The organism is Oleiphilus sp. HI0132 (assembly GCF_001635845.1).
On the sequence record NZ_LWGJ01000522.1, the window covers coordinates 1 to 17082 of the forward strand.

17 protein-coding genes are annotated in these 17082 nt (G+C 43.3%); 4 read left to right on the forward strand and 13 right to left on the reverse strand.

The window, feature by feature from the left end; translation table 11 throughout:
• The 7 genes from A3766_RS06220 to A3766_RS06245 all read right to left on the reverse strand — a co-directional run.
• On the reverse strand, positions 1–545 hold a 545-nt coding region (locus tag A3766_RS06220; RefSeq protein WP_156508729.1), incomplete at its 3' end, for a hypothetical protein.
• Between the two features lie 16 nt (positions 546–561).
• Positions 562–714 carry a hypothetical protein gene (locus A3766_RS29455; protein ID WP_156490693.1) on the reverse strand — a complete coding sequence of 51 codons (153 nt, stop codon included), beginning with the start codon at positions 712–714 and terminating at the stop codon, positions 562–564.
• Between the two features lie 128 nt (positions 715–842).
• Positions 843–1406 carry a 3'-5' exonuclease gene (locus A3766_RS06225; protein ID WP_068511970.1) on the reverse strand — a complete coding sequence of 188 codons (564 nt, stop codon included), beginning with the start codon at positions 1404–1406 and terminating at the stop codon, positions 843–845.
• A gap of 111 nt (positions 1407–1517) precedes the next feature.
• Positions 1518–1805 carry a hypothetical protein gene (locus tag A3766_RS06230; RefSeq protein WP_068511967.1) on the reverse strand — a complete coding sequence of 96 codons (288 nt, stop codon included), beginning with the start codon at positions 1803–1805 and terminating at the stop codon, positions 1518–1520.
• A 58-nt stretch (positions 1806–1863) separates the two neighbouring features.
• The gene (locus tag A3766_RS06235) at positions 1864–2457 is read right to left on the reverse strand and encodes a hypothetical protein (protein WP_068511966.1); all 594 of its coding nucleotides are present in this window, start codon (positions 2455–2457) and stop codon (positions 1864–1866) included.
• Positions 2458–2532: 75 nt separating this feature from the next.
• Positions 2533–2742, reverse strand: coding sequence for a hypothetical protein (locus A3766_RS06240; protein WP_068508084.1), 210 nt, complete (start codon positions 2740–2742; stop codon positions 2533–2535).
• 10 nt (positions 2743–2752) lie between these two features.
• Entirely contained in the window at positions 2753–3301 is a 549-nt protein-coding gene (locus A3766_RS06245; protein WP_197470092.1) for a hypothetical protein, read from the reverse strand.
• 193 nt (positions 3302–3494) lie between these two features.
• On the opposite strand from A3766_RS06245, the gene A3766_RS06255 reads away from it, so the two are divergent.
• The 4 genes from A3766_RS06255 to A3766_RS06270 all read left to right on the forward strand — a co-directional run bounded on the left by A3766_RS06255 (position 3495) and on the right by A3766_RS06270 (position 6595).
• Positions 3495–4672, forward strand: a protein-coding gene (locus A3766_RS06255; RefSeq protein ID WP_156490229.1) for an IS3 family transposase whose coding sequence is annotated in 2 segments (ribosomal slippage) — positions 3495–3753 and positions 3753–4672 — 1179 coding nt in all. Because the reading frame shifts where the segments join, the coding sequence is not laid out codon by codon here.
• A 139-nt stretch (positions 4673–4811) separates the two neighbouring features.
• Positions 4812–5450 carry a hypothetical protein gene (locus A3766_RS06260; protein WP_068553824.1) on the forward strand — a complete coding sequence of 213 codons (639 nt, stop codon included), beginning with the start codon at positions 4812–4814 and terminating at the stop codon, positions 5448–5450.
• Positions 5451–5667: 217 nt separating this feature from the next.
• Positions 5668–6429, forward strand: a complete 762-nt coding sequence (locus A3766_RS06265) for a zeta toxin family protein (protein WP_068553822.1) — start codon at positions 5668–5670, stop codon at positions 6427–6429.
• The gene (locus A3766_RS06270) at positions 6416–6595 is read left to right on the forward strand and encodes a hypothetical protein (RefSeq protein WP_068513854.1); all 180 of its coding nucleotides are present in this window, start codon (positions 6416–6418) and stop codon (positions 6593–6595) included. The genes A3766_RS06265 and A3766_RS06270 overlap by 14 nt, the downstream gene beginning before the upstream one ends.
• Before the next feature lie 151 nt (positions 6596–6746).
• On the opposite strand, the gene A3766_RS06275 is transcribed toward A3766_RS06270, so the two are convergent.
• The 6 genes from A3766_RS06275 to A3766_RS06300 all read right to left on the reverse strand — a co-directional run.
• The gene (locus A3766_RS06275) at positions 6747–7223 is read right to left on the reverse strand and encodes a hypothetical protein (protein ID WP_068513857.1); all 477 of its coding nucleotides are present in this window, start codon (positions 7221–7223) and stop codon (positions 6747–6749) included.
• Between the two features lie 354 nt (positions 7224–7577).
• The gene (locus tag A3766_RS06280) at positions 7578–8348 is read right to left on the reverse strand and encodes a hypothetical protein (protein ID WP_068513860.1); all 771 of its coding nucleotides are present in this window, start codon (positions 8346–8348) and stop codon (positions 7578–7580) included.
• Between the two features lie 34 nt (positions 8349–8382).
• A complete protein-coding gene (locus tag A3766_RS06285) occupies positions 8383–11661 on the reverse strand; it encodes a type I restriction endonuclease subunit R (RefSeq protein ID WP_068513862.1) in 3279 nt (1092 codons plus the stop codon).
• A complete protein-coding gene (locus tag A3766_RS06290; protein WP_068513865.1) occupies positions 11658–13016 on the reverse strand; it encodes a restriction endonuclease subunit S in 1359 nt (452 codons plus the stop codon). Before A3766_RS06290 ends, A3766_RS06285 begins: the two co-directional genes overlap by 4 nt.
• Complete coding sequence (locus A3766_RS06295; protein ID WP_068513868.1) at positions 13016–15418, reverse strand: class I SAM-dependent DNA methyltransferase; 2403 nt, start codon at positions 15416–15418, stop codon at positions 13016–13018. Before A3766_RS06295 ends, A3766_RS06290 begins: the two co-directional genes overlap by 1 nt.
• Positions 15415–17082, reverse strand: a 1668-nt coding sequence (locus A3766_RS06300) for an NUDIX hydrolase (protein ID WP_068641946.1), incomplete at its 5' end; no start/stop codon positions are given. The genes A3766_RS06295 and A3766_RS06300, both read right to left, overlap by 4 nt.

The following is a 17082-nucleotide window of genomic DNA, read 5'->3' on the forward strand; positions in this document are numbered from 1 at the left end:
GGAAACAATACCTTCTTGGGTAATTCGAACCGTTGCCCAAGCTCACCAGCCAGGTACTTAGCCAGTGCAGATTCAGTTTCGACACCGCCTAAATTTTTGTAGTAGTTTTCGAGATACTGATTAGGCTCTTTACCCTCTTCCTTTATTTCGAAACAACGAGATAGCCTTTTGAGATATTCGAAACGTTTGTTCACTCGTTCATCTGATCTTTTGTCCTTTATGAAACTGACGTCACGCCTCAGCGCCACTACATTGGCGCCTTTTTCTGGAACAAATCGATACCACTCCCCAGCCTGCTGTGCTGAAACGAATTTTCGTGGCCTGGCACCCTTTATCGATACGAGTTTGTAAGAAACATCGAACTCTTTAAGGATTCTTTCATAGGCAAGGTTCTTATTCTTCTTTGCATACTTATACTGTCTGTCTTTACCTTCAAATTGCACATAAAAATAAGCATCATCTTGATCAATTGATATAACGTTATCAGTAATGTCTTTAGCATTCGCATTATCAACACTAACGATTAAGTTTGTTTTCTCATCCATAATACTTCTTACATCCTTACTTCTGATCGAGTTGCTCGGCAATCAAAAGGGTATTTTCAGCCCTTCTTTTTTTGTTGCTTTCGCTTTTAGCGAGGTACTTCCTTCCCCAGTAAGCCCCTTTAGCTTTTTTGGAGCCAACATGCTCGGTTTTCTTAGCTACATTTGCCATTGCTTGCCCTTATATTGCACCGCTAATTTTATTAACTTGATAATTAACATTCAGAATTTTGGTTCTAATTTGAGAACCATGCATTGTTTCTGTCTCTCTAAATCTCAAAACGCATCACAAGCTCAACGTTATGACATATAAAGCTTTTGCTGTTCAGCTACTATCGTAAGTAGATCAAATGTTAAGTTAGCGTCAGATAAGGCTCGGTGAGCATTACCAACGCGCTCAATACCTTGTTGTTTTGCCGCATTTTCAAGCGATTGAGCAGCTTTTTTGTCTCTGTATCGAACACGTGCGCCAAAGTAATTTGCATACCATTCTGCTACGCACACAGCACTAAAGCTTGGAATTGGATAATTAAAGGTTTCAAAACTTCTAACCAAGATCTCTGCATCGAAGCGAGCGTTATACATAAATACTATCCTTCCATTAATTAACGCATAAACTTCCTCCATCACGTCATTCCACAAAGGTTTATCCCCTAGTTCACCTTCTGAAATGCCATGAACTGCAAATGCACTATCAGTTATTGGCACGGTCGCTTTTATTAATTTATCAAATACAACCTGGCCATTTTTATCAATAATCGATAGTTCTATAATCTGATCGTTATTTCCTAATCCCGTTGCTTCAACATCTAGTATTAGATAATCCGAATCAAGCAGGTTTAAATCAAAGTCTTCGTATTTCATAATAAATTCATCCCCTAAGAACCTAATTAGTATTTGCTTAATGAGTTCTATAATAGGGATGTAGAGCAACCTTTCTCAGGGACAATAGAGGGACATTCTCCGTATCGCTTTTTACCCCCCAATTAAACTCAGTCGCTTATCAGTAAGCACACAAAGCACCCCGCCCGTTGTATGCATAACCTGATGATTAAAGTCACAGTACGCTCCAGCAATATTCAAAGGTAGCTGTTCATTACCAAAGAAATTTGGGGCGAAATACATGAGTTCACCAGCTTTACATTGCATAGCTTCTGCATCACTGGAAGCGTGACAAAGCTTGCTTTGGTTTACCTCGGCTCCGTGCTTACACCCAGCAAGCAGCCCTAAAGATATTACGCATACAATTAGTGCTTTTTTCATTTATGAATTTCCTTTTCAATAGTTAATTTGAATTTGTGATAGAACTAAAGCTCACAAATCAGTCGCAAGCCTTGGCTCCAATCAATTGATAAAGATCTGCGAGCCCTTCGACAGAGGCTTCATATGAAGACCTAAGTTCCGCGTTATTCTGAACAAACCGGTTATCACTCAGGGATCTTTGAAGCTGATCCAATATCTGATAGGTTCGATCTAATGCTTCATGGACCACAAACTCGTCATTCCGACTCCCTGCATCTACGTTGTCTTGATTGAGTTTTCGGTAAATTGCGTAGATTGCATCTTCACTCATCTCTGAGCTATCCAAGCCAAAGGACTGAGTAAGGAATAACTGTCGCGGCTCCCCCTCCAAACGATCAGCTAGACGAACAATAAGTTCTTGTGTCCCTATCTCAGGTATTGCTATACATGGGTTTGACTTTGCGTATGACATCTTAAGTACTGCAAACTCCTTTTTGTTTGTTGCTACTTCATAAGTTTCACGACTTATATCTCGTTCGTTTATCAAGCAGCAGCTGCTAACCGGCCTTAATGCTGGCAAACCATCTAACGTATTCTGCGGTTCATCGAATACATATATCTCTTTCTCCAAGTCTAGCTTTTGCATCTGCGCCAACAGTTCTCTTATTTTCATTTCTATATCCCATTAATCTATTTGGACGAAACAACGAGCCCTAAGAAAAGCTCGTTATTACTTTTATCCTGCAACCTATTGAGCTACGTTCCTTGCAGATAAGCTAAACCACAAACCGAACAGCGCAAGCCATACCATCGTCATTCCCATTCCCTTAACCAAAGTCGCTTGCAAGGTAAACTCTCCGCCATAAACGATTCCCATCGTTGATAGCCAAAAGTTAATACCCGCGAATACCATCAGAGCAGACCAGGCATACAAAAGATACTTTGATACTTTTTTCATAACTGCCTCCTTATAGCTGTGATGACTCGTTTGATTGCTTTCGTCGTCTTTCGGCTTCGCTCTGTGAATTAAAAGTACGCATAAAATCATCACGAATGTAGTTCATAGACATCGTAAAACTCATGTGTGGCGCATCTAGGGTGATTTCCGTTTCACCATCGCGATAAGTAGCGCTCTTGTTCCCAACAAACGGGATTTTCTCGCTCACTTTCTGATACTTGCCTCCGATCGCACTCTTTAGATAATTAAACTTAGATTTTGGAAAATCAGTTAACACCGCAACCAATACACCTTTTCTATCAAAAATCGTTGTGACTTCTTGTAGCCCGTCAAAATCAATACTTGAAGGAGGTACTGAATACATACTGCCATTGCTGTATTTATTCGTTCCGGTATGTTGAACGTTGTAGAGCGTCTTAATTTGTTCCTCGGTTGTTTTGCCTAACTCCATCCCGAAGATTACTGGGTCAGCTAAGACTGCCGTGCTGCTTAATGCGGCTGCGAGTGCAAGCCCTTTTGCTAGGTAATTATTTTTAAATCGTGTGGATTGAGTGGTCATTGTTATTTCTCCTTCGTCGTAAATTGAGAATGCATGATCGGAGAAATATCATTTTTTAAAAACGGACATCAGGAGGACAAAGAAAGAATCCTTACCTGTTAGTGTGAAAAACTAGAGGTAAATGTAGTGGCACACTAATTTTGGCCACCTAATTAGAGGTGATATTATCACCATCAACTAACTAGGTATCAAAATGAGCAAACGAACAAGACCAACATACTCTCCAGAATTTAGACTCGAAGTTGCACAAGAAGTTGTTGATAAAGGGCGCAGTGTCCGAGATGTCGCGGATAGCTTAGGCCTTGGTAAGTCCACGGTCGATAAATGGGCGCGACAATTAAAAGAAGAACGAAACGGTAGGTTGTCGAGTGCTACACCTCTCACTCCAGATCAATTAAAAATTCGCGAGTTGGAACGCAAGATCAAACAACTAGAGGGAGACAACGAGATTTTAAAAAAGGCTTCAGCTCTCTTGATGCAGGACTCGATCAAAGGTTTTCGTTAATCCAAGCGCAGCAAGGGAGCTGGTCGGTATCTCGACTATGCCGCGTACTTAATGTTCATCGCAGCAGCTACAGATATTGGTGTGACCGCCCTCAAGAGATAGAGCCGCAACGCCTTAGATTGATTTCTGAACTCAAGCGTTGGTTTGGAATTAGTAATGGTTCTGCGGGGGAGCGTACTTTGGTAACTCTGCTGGCATTATCCGGCTTTAAGGTGAGTCGCTGGTTAGTGAACAAGCTCATGAGGCAAGAAGGTTTGGTTAGCCGCCAATTGCCGGCACATAAGTACGCTAAATCTGAGAAAGAGCATGTGCTCATTCCAAATGTGTTGGGTCGTTGCTTCAGTCCGGAACAGCCTAATCAAGTTTGGTGTGGTGATGTGACATATGTTTGGACGGGGTCTCGTTGGCTGTACTTATCGGTCGTTATCGACTTATATGCAAGGCGTGTTGTTGGCTGGGCCAAATCTAAGAGTCCCGACAGTGAGTTAACCAAGAAGGCATTGAGAGTGGCTTATGAAAGTCGTGGCAAACCGAAGGGCGTGCTATTTCACAGCGATCAAGGTTGTCATTACACAAGCCAATCCTATCGTCAGCTGCTATGGCGTTATGGCATTCGACAAAGCCTAAGTCGCAGAGGAAATTGCTGGGATAATGCGCCAATGGAGCGATTCTTTAGAAGCTTTAAAACAGAATGGATGCCGCGATCAGGATATGAATCGTTTATGGAAGCAGAAGCAGCTATCGATCAATACATTAATGGTTACTACAATCGTCATCGGCCTCATCATCATAATGGTGGTATGTCACCGTTATTGACTGAACAGGCTTACGAAAAAACTTATAACGGGCTGGCCAGTTTTAGTTGACCACTACAAAAGTTTGTTTTTTAGCTGCACAGTTTCAATCAAAACATCCACTAGAACAACTTGTCCTTATGATGTCCGCTTGCGTGGTCTTATTTGATAGATAAGGTAAAAATAGCTAATCAAGTAAGAGGAAAATAAATTGGACTTCTATCTCCCGCAAGACTTTCTAAACAAGGAACTCATAAACAATGAAATCATCTCTAATCTTAAAAGCAGAGGACTAGAGAGTTATCTTCAACAGTACAACTTCCCCTTTGGTTCGGTCATATTTTATAGTCTTGCTTTGGATGCGCTGATAGCTATAAACACAGCAACAAGCGACGACATCAAAGTACAAATACTGAGAGCTAAAATATTCGCAGAATCAAGTTCTTTAGAGTTACTAGAGCCAGCAGAACTTAAACTTCCTGACCGCGCTATTAATAGGTCTTACAGCTATCCTATAGCCAAAGTAAAGATACTAGAGATTGTACTTAGCTTGGGCGGTGTCATAATTGATGGATACCTATTTGACGATTTACTAAACCTAGACCCAGTGACTGAAAGCATGCTGTTGGTTGCAAGCTGCCGAAATATTCGTTTAAGAGAGTCATTAGCAGATTATTTTTTGAAATACCTGGCCGATAAGACTGACAATATAGAAGCGGCTTTAGCTGGTGGGTATGACCCGATACCAGGGTGGATTAAATACAATATCGTTGGGTTGATTAGTCAGGAAGAAGGTGAGTATTTGAAGCAGCTTCTTTCTACCAAAGACTGCAATAGTGAAAACTTATAGCAAGTAGACTCTAAATATCTAAGCCTTATGCGGGCCTTTGCGTTAAGAGAGATACTCCTTATTTATTTGGAGTTTCTGGCTCCGCCCCCGGTTCAAAATTAAATAAACTTAGTTCCTTTGAGTTCATTTATTAAACTGACGCAATACCACTATCAACAGTTGATTATTTTTAGCTTACATGCAAACTTAACTGGTCAACTATGGTAATGGGTGCTGAATGAGCGATTTCACTGAAGATGAACAAGGATTAGTCGATGCCGCGATAAAATGGGCAAAGGAACGAAAAAAGCACTTTGTACAAGAGTACGCTAATAAAGATCTTGTTCCAGCAGACACTGAACCAACAGCTTATTACATGGCTGGCTGTCCAGCAGCTGGCAAAACTGAAGTTGCTCACGCCCTAAAACGCGTTCTAGATGATGAATTTAAGGATAATGAAGGTGCATTTTCTCTCATTGACCCTGATGAGATTAGAGAGCAAATGCCTGGCTATAACGGAAAGAACGCTAGACTTTTTCAGTACCCTACATCCATCATCGTAGATGCCGTTTTTGATAAGTTAATGAAGAATAAACAAAGCTTCATACTTGATGGAACCTTATCAGACTATGATAAAACCAAACAGAATATTGAGCGATGCCTATCACCTAAAAGGGATTACTGCGTTGTTATCACATTTGTTTACAATGACCCATTAAATGCCTGGAAAGCTGCAAAAGCCCGTGAATTAACGATGGGACGGGCTATTGATTTAGATGTATTTGTTGATAGGTACTTTAAATCGAAAGATACAGTCCGCAAATTAAAAGAAGAGTTTGGACAAAACCTACAAGTTGATTTATTGTTTAAAGACTTAGATCAAAAAGTTCGGCCAGAATTTAATATTGGTAATATTGACAATTATTTGGACGAAAAATATACTCCCGCGTCCCTAAGAGAGGCGTTGGATAATACGGAGACGGAAGATGATAATTCGTAAAACAAAAGTTACGGTTGAATCACCTCTTTCGCACTTTGCACATAACGTAAAGTCAGATAGAAAAAAAAGAATTTATATGAAAGTGTTGAATGAGGCAAAAAAAGAGCAGCTTGAAATGATTGCTGAAGCCGAAGCCATGCAAAGTCAGCAGCTGCAAGCAAGATAAAGCACTCTAGTTAATATTAGAAAGCTCGCGATATGCGGGCTTTTTTATTGGCAAAACAAATGTCGCATTCAAAATAAAAGGACGTATGCCTTTCTACAATCCCATGATAGCTGATCAGCTATCATGGGCGAAACGAGGTTCGATAAACTTGTTAGGATGAATACATGGCATAAATAAATATAAACTCAAATACTGTGAAGATGGTTGTTAAAAATAACCACGAAGGATACGTAGTAATAGTATTCTCTTCAGGTATTTGCTCCCAGTCCTCTACCGTTAGCACCGACCTTTCGACCTGCTTTATGGCTTTCTCATACACATAAACCACATCAATATCTTTGGAACTACAGCTTGGGCATTTAGCCGGTGGAGTATTTCGGCGACTTTGCCAGTCATAAAAGCACTTATTACATTCCATTGCACCATACCAAGTCGGCTTGTCATACCAATATTTAACATACCTTTTTCTTTGAAAAAACTCGTTGATAAAACCGCCTATCGTGGCTAGAGGTACAATAACTAAAACTATTTGCCATAGTAAAACAAATAGGGACTTATTATCTTCAAACCACTGAAGCGTTATTGCTAAACCAATAATGAATAGAACAAGACTAGAAAACCCTCTCATTTTATAACCCTAACAGTGTGTATGAACGACCCTGGGGGTCCTCCACGTTTTTTACGTGGTTTATTAGATGGAGCATTTGGCTAACTGTGACAACTCAGATTTATTATACGGCCTGATTCTTAGTTAGTGATATTGTGTCTAAATTATTACAGCTAAACCGGATGACGGTTTACCTTGAACCGTATTGCGGTATTGTTGCTCAACACTCTAAGACCTAATTAAACCGATCAACGGTACGGTCAGCATTAAAACTGTAGAGTTTATTGCACCACCTTCCGCTAACCTTTGTTTATATATGCCATATGTTTACTTATTTCCGCATATGCATTTCGATTAGATTATTCTCAAAAAGACTCAGAAAATACCAAACAGCAACCCTGTTAATATACTGATGGGCCCAAGACCAATACTTTCTTCAGCGACACTAGAGGTTAAATTACTCACAACAACATCGGCCGTATCATTACCTGCGATTAGCTCTTCAACACCGCTAGTCACATCTTGTTCAAGAGATTCGTTGGAAAAGCCCGAGCTTTCAACGCCATCTATTTTTGCAGCAACCTCTGTTGTGGCTACAACATCAATATCGGGATACTTCTCAATATGCTCGTTTACGTAGGTTACGTTATCAGTCGCTTTCAATTGGACTTCACTCAAAGCGCCATCTTCTCTAATCACAACATCTGAACCTGGATTATTTAAGTCCTCATGCAGTACTGCCTCCCCTCCCGCACTGTTTACCGAATCCACATATAGCATCTCGTGGTAAACACCTTTTGTGTTACTCACTACACCTTGCAATTGCTCTGGAGACAAACTTGCTAGATACTCACCAATTTGAGGTGAAGTCATATCTACTAACGCTGGATTGGCTCGCTGCATAGCTTCAATCACCAAGATAAACTTTTCTTTATCAAAGTATTGCTGTCCATTTACTAGGCCTGCTGTAACTATTGAAACCGCTAATGCAGAAGCACTTATATCGGTTAAACTTTTCTCGCGCACGACAACAAGATGCTTATCTTCATCGCGCTCAAAGCAAGACGCAACCTTTAAACTTCTTGTTAGGTTTCTACTAAACGAAAAAGCATCAGCAGAATTGTCAAACTCGAATTTTAGATCCATATAAAAACCTATCCCAATATTGAATATGATTTACTTACTGAGCATTCAATAAACCAAAAACAATTCGCCCAAACTTCGCAGCCTTCTCTGGATCAGATAACAACTGCATCATCTGATCTTGATGTGCTTCACTACTGCTTAATATGGCGTCATCAACTGCTTTAGGAAAGTGACCTAGCATCGCTTGTTCTGCCGTATTATTGCTAATTTGGCTCATAACATTTTTATTCTCACGAACCTTATCTCTTACTGTGTATGCGTAATTAACCAAGTCTTGATCGGTTAAGTTGTCCGTAATAAACAGTTCATTTAGCTTGCTGATTAGGTGAGATAAGAACTCTTCTTTTTTATCTCTTGGTTTGGCTGTTCCTAAGCCGTCACCCGGTTCAAGCTTGTCCTCTTCCGAGTCAACTTTTAGTTTAATGTCCTGCTGTCTGATCTTGGACAAACGATAGTGGCTGAGCTGGACATTTGATAGATCAATGTCGCCATCTTCGATGACCGCTTCCCTTAACATGGGTTGCAGGTTGCGCGCATACAAGCTGAGCCTTTCTAGCTCTTTATCGTCGTAGTCTACGATCTGAGACATGAACTCGTAGAACCGTACGAAGGTACCCAAGTCCTTTTTGAATATTTCCAGCTCATCTTTCGCTTGCTTGCACTCTTTAAAGCTATTCTCGGCGTTAGCAATCAATACAGCATCGTCCGTTCGCTTTGTGCGCTCAAACATATCCTTGGCCTCTTTAAATGCCTCTACCGCCAACTGGTAGCGCTTCTGCCAGCGATCCACCGCTGGCTTACAGATATTGGCAATAGCAGCATTACTTTTGCTCTTCACAAAGAAGGCATCGCAGAACTGCTCTACTTCGCTCCAGAGGAATATACCGGCTGCTTTTAACTTATCGGATAGATCAAAAATCAAATCCGGATCGGATACATCGGCCAGTTCTGCTGTTTGGAAGTAAGGCTGGAAAGCTCCCAATATATCTTCAGGGTCATTAAAGAAGTCCAGCACGTAAGTGCCACACTCAGCCTTACCGGGGAAGGTGCGGTTTAAGCGCGACAGCGTTTGCACACACTCTACCCCGCCCAGTTTTTTGTCGACATACATGGCGCATAACTTGGGCTGGTCAAAACCGGTCTGGAATTTATTCGCCACGATCATCACCTGATAATCGTCACTGTCAAAGGCTTTGCGCATATCACGGCCTTTCAGGCCGGGGTTCATACTGGTTTCGGTAAACTTCTCGCCGATTAACGCCTCAGCATTAGGATCTCTATCGGTGAACTCCAGCTCACCCGAGAACGCCACCATGGCCTGAATCTTCTGATAGCCTTTTTCGGTGATGTACTTATCAAACGCCAGCTTGTAACGCACCGCTTCTTTACGAGAGCTGGTCACCACCATCGCTTTGGCCTGGCCACCTAATAAGCCCATGATATTGTCTTTAAAGTGCTCCACAATCACCTGCACTTTCTGGCTGATGTTGTAGTCATGCAGGCGCACCCACTGGTTGAGTTTCACCTTAGCTTTTTTGCTTTCTACCTCTTCATCGGCACCGTCTATCTTCAAGGCCAGGTTATAGGCCACTTTGTAGTTGGTGTAATTCTTCAGCACATCGAGGATAAAGCCTTCTTCAATGGCCTGGCGCATGGTGTACACATGGTAGGCTTCGGGCTTATTGGTTTTGGAAGGCGCTTCTTCCGGTTTGGGTAAACGACCAAACAGCTCCAGCGTTTTGGTTTTCGGTGTTGCGGTAAAGGCCAGGTAACTCAGGTTGCTGGAGGCACGGCGTGAGGCCACGGCTGCATCGAGAATATCATCGGTGGTTAAATCTTCATCTTGCGGCTTGCCATCAACCATCAGCACTTCTTTTAGCTGGCGTGCGGTGCTGCCGGTTTGTGAGCTGTGGGCCTCATCGGCAATCACCACATAGTTACGCTCTTTGAGGCTGACGCTGTTTTCAATGGCTTTTAATACATAGGGGAAGGTTTGAATGGTAACGATAATAATCGGCGTTGCACCTTCCAGCGCTGCGGCCAGCTTTTCCGATTTGGAGCCATCACCTTCGCTGCGGTTAATACGCCCCACCACACCTTCTACCGAGGTAAACTGCGAGATGGTTTCTTGCAGCTGATCATCCAGCACGGTTCTGTCAGTGACCACAATCACCGAATCAAACAGTTTGTTACCTTCTGCGGTATGAATGCTGGATAACTGATGCGCCGACCAGGCAATGGAGTTGGATTTACCGGAACCGGCACTGTGTTGTATCAGATACTTATTACCTGGGCCTTCGGTAAGGGCAGCATCAACCAATTTGGTGACCACATCCCACTGGTGGTAACGCGGGAAGATTAATGTCTCTTTCTTGTACTTACGCCCTTCCCAGTCTTCCTTTTCTTCGATTTGTAAATGCACAAAACGGGCAAGAATATTCAGCAGGTTATCGGGCTGTAACACCTCATTCCATAAATAATCGGTGGCGTACTGATTCACATCCTTAGGTACATCGTTACCGGCTCCACCATCCTTGGTGCCTTTGTTAAAGGGTAAAAAGAAGGTGTCTTCCCCTTCGAGGCGCGTGGCCATATACACTTCATACTGGCTGACGGCAAAATGCACCAGTGCACCGCGTTTAAAGCTAAGGAGTGGTTCGGGTTTCTTAGTCGCCGGATCGGTTGCGAATCTTGTTGTCTTATACTGTTTTATTGCGTTTTGCACCGCCTGTTTAAATTCAGACTTTAACTCCAGCGTGGCCACTGGCAATCCATTGACAAATAAAACCAGATCTATACGCCATGCTTTAGCCTTATTACCTGTTGCCTCTAATTCTGCTTCATTGGCCCAAGGTGAATACACCAGCTCCGGTACTACCCGTAAACGGTTCTGTTTGTAACGCGCCAGGGTATCCGGGTTTAAATCATGTTCGGGTTTAAACTGGCATAAACTAAAGCGTGTACCACGATCACGCAGCTCATGGCGTAAGACACCCAAGGTGCCAAAGGTACGCATCTCTTTATTGGCAGCGTTAGGATCGGCTTTATTTAATTGGGATGCGACACGCTCTAAAAACTTCTGCTCAGGATGCTTTTCATTTCCAGGTGAAGGGGGATATAGGCCACAGAACTTTTGCCATTGTTCATCTTGGGTTTCTTTAACAAAACCCAGCACATCTTCTTCATACAGGGCCAGTTCACGGTTGTAGCCTTCAGGCTTACCCAGCAGCCAGCCGTTAGCGACTAGCTGATCGACCATATCATTTTGAAAGGTAAACTCGTTAGCCTTACCGCTTCCTGACAATGTACTCATGCGGCTACTTCCTTGTTTTGATTATCGGATGGTTCTGGGGCTCGCCAGCTTCTGACATCAATTTTTCCGGTTACGGCTGCTGAGATCAGAGCCGTACGGCGCTCCTGTAACAGCTGAACAGCCTTATTTGCCTGATCAATCAAGCTGCTGAACTTTTCTTTTTGTTGGTTGATATATTCTACTACTTCACTCTGCTCATTCTCAGGAGGTACAGCAGCTAATATTTCACTCAATATAGCAATGTTAATAACTCCCATTGTTCCACCTCTACTCAAAAGTTCGAATTGTTTAAAGACCATCTCACTTTTAAGTAATTCTCTGATGTAGTACGGGTTATGATTTTGGCAGATCTCAGCTTTTATCAATCTTGGATTAATTATTCCTGGCTCAGCACCTTCTGGAAAAACAGCGATTTTTCCAAATGTTCCTACACAACTAATAAGAATATCGCCTTCACCAACGATGTAACGGGATAGTTCTGTGTAATCTTTTTCATTGATATAGTAATCACCGATCTCAAAATCATTTGGTATCACCTGCTCTTGCCCATATACCTTGTAGCCATTTTTAACGTACATATCTTTGGTGATGCTAGAGCCAAAAGGCCCCGCAATGATTCTGTCGCATAAGTATTTGAATTTTTTTACTTCCCAATGCTCCGGCACTTCACCTAACCACTCTACACCTGAGTCGCGCATGGGGACGCTGGGATTGAGGCCTTTGGTGACGGCATGACTGATCACGGCCTGGCGTTTTTCTTTTAGCAGTTTGATCAGCTGTTGTTGTTTTTCGATCAGGGTGTCGATTTTGGCGGTTTCGTGGTCGAGGAAGTTGGCGATTTTTTCTTGTTCTTCAAATTGCGGTAAGACAAGAGGAATGGCACCAAATTGCTCGAATGTTATGGATTTCCCATCGCGAAGACTATCTGTTGTTGACTGTAAAGCAGCTATATATGGCTTACTTTTAAATAGATAACGATAGAATTTAGGCGCAATATCTTTCACGGAAGATAAAACTGTATACGCTGGTGAAACGCATCCTACGTATTTGCTATGTTCAATTCCGCCTTCGAAGCTTCTCAAACTAATTACAAAATCATTCTCCTCAACGTGACGAAATGAACTGGTTCCTTTCAATGCCAGCATGACTTTTGAATCATTCAGTTTCATCATCAAAGACTGAGGAACAACGCCATATTTTTGGCTGGCCGCAAGTTGCTCATCCGTTTCTAATGAAGGCTCCCTTCGATTCTTGAATAAACGCTTACCGTCAAATAATTCCCAATCCGCTGGAATCTCTCCCAGCCACTGAGTTCCAGAGTCAACATACTCAGGGTATGCTTGATACTTACCCATTACGAATGCACCTCTTGCAGCAAATTCATAATCTCGGCAGACACAGCATCCAAATCCGCATCAATCGCTTCCAAATCTCTTGGCGGCTGGTACTGATAAAAATGGCGGTTAAACGGAATTTCATAACCGACGATGCCCACTTCCTGATCTTTATCATCCGTCTTGCTGGCATCGATCCAGGCATCGGGTACATGGGGTTGTACCTCTTTTTTGAAGTAGGCTTCGTTCAACGCATTGACGGTTTGTGATGGATCAAGGGCAACGTTTTCATTATCACGCAAGTCACCATCGGTTTTGTACTCAATCACTCTCTTTTCGCTGCCGGCACCTCCATCCACCTCAAACAGACCATAAAGCGGGTTGGCTTCGGTATTTTTATGCAGCTTTTTAATCACCTTTTCCGCTGCCGGGTTTTTCCAGCTTACGGCGGTGGTGATTTGTTTTTTCTCTTTGGTATCCAGGCTAATGCCTTGAGCTTTGCAGGCGGCTTTGATGGCGGCTTCATAGCCGTTCATATCATCGCACTGTACAGTGCCTATCTCTGCCTGTAGCTGCTTGGCTTTTAGCAGGCATTGCTTTTGTGCTGCCCAGGTTTTGTGGTCTAACAGTTCTTTGATTTTGGCTTCTTTTAAATCACTGAAATGGGTTTTCAAGTGTTTGCGGATGTCGGCTTCATTCTCGGCTAATACACCGTAGTTCTCACAGCCTTCGTCATCGCTCCAGCTTTCAGCATAGTTTTCATATACCCACTTCATCGGCGCGTTTAACGGCTTGGGGGCAAAGCGCAGCTCGGCGATGCGCTCATCATTGAATTGGTAGCTCTCGCGTAATGGGCGCTCGATGGTGATGCGGCGGTAGCCAAATTCATGGGTGGCGAAGATTTTACTGGCGAAGGTTTTGGGGGCTTCCGTTTTAGGGTTTTCCGATTGTCGGCCACGGTTGCTTTTTTGTTCGGCAGGTTTATCCAGCTCACGAGCATCCACCACTTCAAAGGCTCCAAAGCTGCGGGTGATAGTGGCGATGTCATCGCTGCTCATTTCGTTACGTTTGGAGCCTAGGGATTTACGCATCTTGCCGCAGAGGTTTACGCCGTTGATCAGCTGTACCTTGCCTTTGCGCTCATCGGCCTTTTTATTCGACAGCACCCATACATAGGTGGCGATGCCGGTGTTGTAGAACATATCGGTGGGCAGCGCGACGATGGTTTCAAGCAGGTCGGCCTCAAGGATGTAACGGCGAATTTCGCTCTCGCCACTGCCTGCACCACCGGTAAACAGGGGTGAGCCGTTGAGGATGATGCCAATACGGCCACCGGTCGCTCCCGGCGTCCTGCCTCCCGCGACACTTGTACCTCCATGTACATCGCCTTCGTTCGGTCTTAATTTGCTGATCAGGTGCATGAGGAATAATAACGAGCCATCGCTCACTCTCGGTAAGCCTGGGCCAAAGCGGCCGTCGTAGCCCTTGAGGGTGTTTTCGTCTTTGATGGTGGATTCGATCTTTTTCCAATCGACACCAAAGGGCGGATTGGAGAGCATATAATCAAACTTGGAGGCTGCGAGCTGATCATTGGATAAGGTGTTGCCGAGTTTAATATTGGTGACGTCCTGGCCTTTGATCAGCATATCGGCTTTACAGATGGCGTAGCTCTCAGGGTTAAGCTCTTGGCCAAAGGCACGCATGACCGCTTGTGGGTTTAACTCGTGCACGTATTCCATACCCGAGGAGAGGAAGCCACCGGTACCCGCAGTGGGGTCGTAGATGGTGCGGATGATGCCGGGCTTGGTGAGGGCGTCATCATCTTCCATAAATACCAGGGAGGTGGTGAGGCGCACAATATCACGGGGGGTAAAGTGTTCCCCGGCGGTTTCATTGGAGCCTTCAGCAAAGCGGCGTATCAGCTCTTCAAACACCAGGCCCATATCGTGGTTGGAGATGGCCTTGGGGCTAAGATCGGTTTGGCGGACTTTTTGTACGATTTTAAACAGTAAGTCGGCATCGTTTAACTGGCCTAGGAATTCGGCGAAGTTGAAGAACTCGAAGATTTCACGGGCATCTTTGGAGAAGCTTTGGATGTAGCTTTCCAGGTTTTGTTTGATGCCGTTTTGGCCCAGCTTGGAGAGATCCATTTTTGAGGTGTTGTAAAAACTTAAACCTGAAGCGCGAATCAGCAGCTTTTCCTGCGCTTCTTCGGGCAGGTTCATTGTCTGTATTTCTTCGAATTTAGCTAAAACCTGCTCTTTGGTTTCTTCTAAAACACATTCAAGGCGGCGTAAGAGCGTAAATGGCAGGATGATGCGGCCGTATTGGCTTTGCTTGAAGTCGCCGCGTAACAGGTCGGCGATCGACCAACAATATGCTGCTAGGTTATTGGGTGTTGGTGTGCTTTCAATCGAACTCATCGACTTGATTCCTTAGTCTGTGTTTCTTCGTCTTCGGTTTTATCAAAAAGCTGGAAGTTAGATTTAAATGAACGTATCAGCGCTCTTAGGCCAATCCCTTGATTTAGGGAAGACAACCTTTGAACATTCTTTTTGAAGGTATCAAGGTCTTTCTGTGAGTCACCACTAACGTCTTTATCGGCCATGAGCTCTTTCAGGCCAATCTTAAGCGCTCCAGAAATTTCTTTGGTGTAAGAAGCTGATTCAGATTCAATTAGGTCAGTCGCAATCGGATTTCTCGTAACAATTAATTGAGTTTTCTTATCGACCGAATCTTCTAAACGATATTCAAATGCTACCTTATGGAAATAAACGTTCGATCCTGCCAAGGCTAGACGGTAAAAGCGCTCTTTATAACCTTCAATAATCGGTAAGCCTGCATCACTTAGTTTATTAGTTAAACTTCTCGCACAGTCATTAAGATCGTCATCAACTATTTCTACCCAACCATTTATTAATAGCTGAATTCGTTCAGAGCATGACTCAGCTTCGGAATCCTTTGCAAAGAGACTCAAGCTTAGCAGCAAGTTGTGCTCTTCATCAGTTAAATTGCAATCTAAGTCCTTTTCTTTGCCGGTCTTACCAGCGCTGATTTTCTCTGAATTATCTAGCGAGAATGTCGTTGAAAAAGAATCTGGAAGCTCTGAGAGTGTATTCACATAGCTTGGAGAGATACTCTCTATAGATTTACGCCAATCATCTTTAGAATCGTGATCCTCGATCAAGGCATCGATATACGCCATTCTGCCATCTTGAGACTTAGCCTTAACAAGCTCATCAGCCGTAAACCATGTTAGGTTTTCATCTGCGCGGATGCGTTTAGAAAGCGCAAGTAGGCCATCTTGAGTAAGATTAATATGGTAAACATGTATTCGGTATTCCGTTAGCGCATGATTTGCACCACCGCCTTCGACAGCGGTGTAAGGTTTAATGGTGCGCCAAGATGAATAGGAATAGTGTTCTTTAGGATTCAAACCTGTTTCTTCAGATAATTCTCGCTCAAGGGCGACCTCTATTGCGTCAGATTGATTGGATGCCTCTGGGCTTTGTAAGAGACTGACTGCAGCGAGTGTATCTAGCTCTTTGTTCGCTTCCATTAAATCGTTTTGCGAGACACGACCACCAATTAACACATAGTTGTTTCGGTTCTTACGGGTCTTATCTTCTCGGTGCCTTAGCAGAAACTTACCATCCACTGAAATAAGACCCCAAGCTACATGTACGTAACGAACGGGCTGCGCAGAAGTATTGTGGTGCCTTTGTCTTTGGTTTTCTAAGTAGTGCAATACATTACGCTGTTCTTCAACAACTTCAGAGTGGTCACTTTGCGCACCCCAGAAACCTTTTGGAAATAGGCTCTGATCACTATCTTTAAGTGAAGACAGCAACGACTTAGCCATCAATGAAGCAGGAAAAGATTTGAATCGCCAGATACCGTGCTCTAACAAAGTATCATCCAGCAAACCCAGTCCAACGAATAATCGTTCAACTAACGAAATTGCTGAAGTGATTTCTACGTTATCTGGACAGTCTTTGGAAATACTGTCACGAATATTAACGGAAGATGCTTCACCGCCCTCTTCTGCGTGTAAAGGAAGGTGTTTATATATTGTATTGAGGGCTTC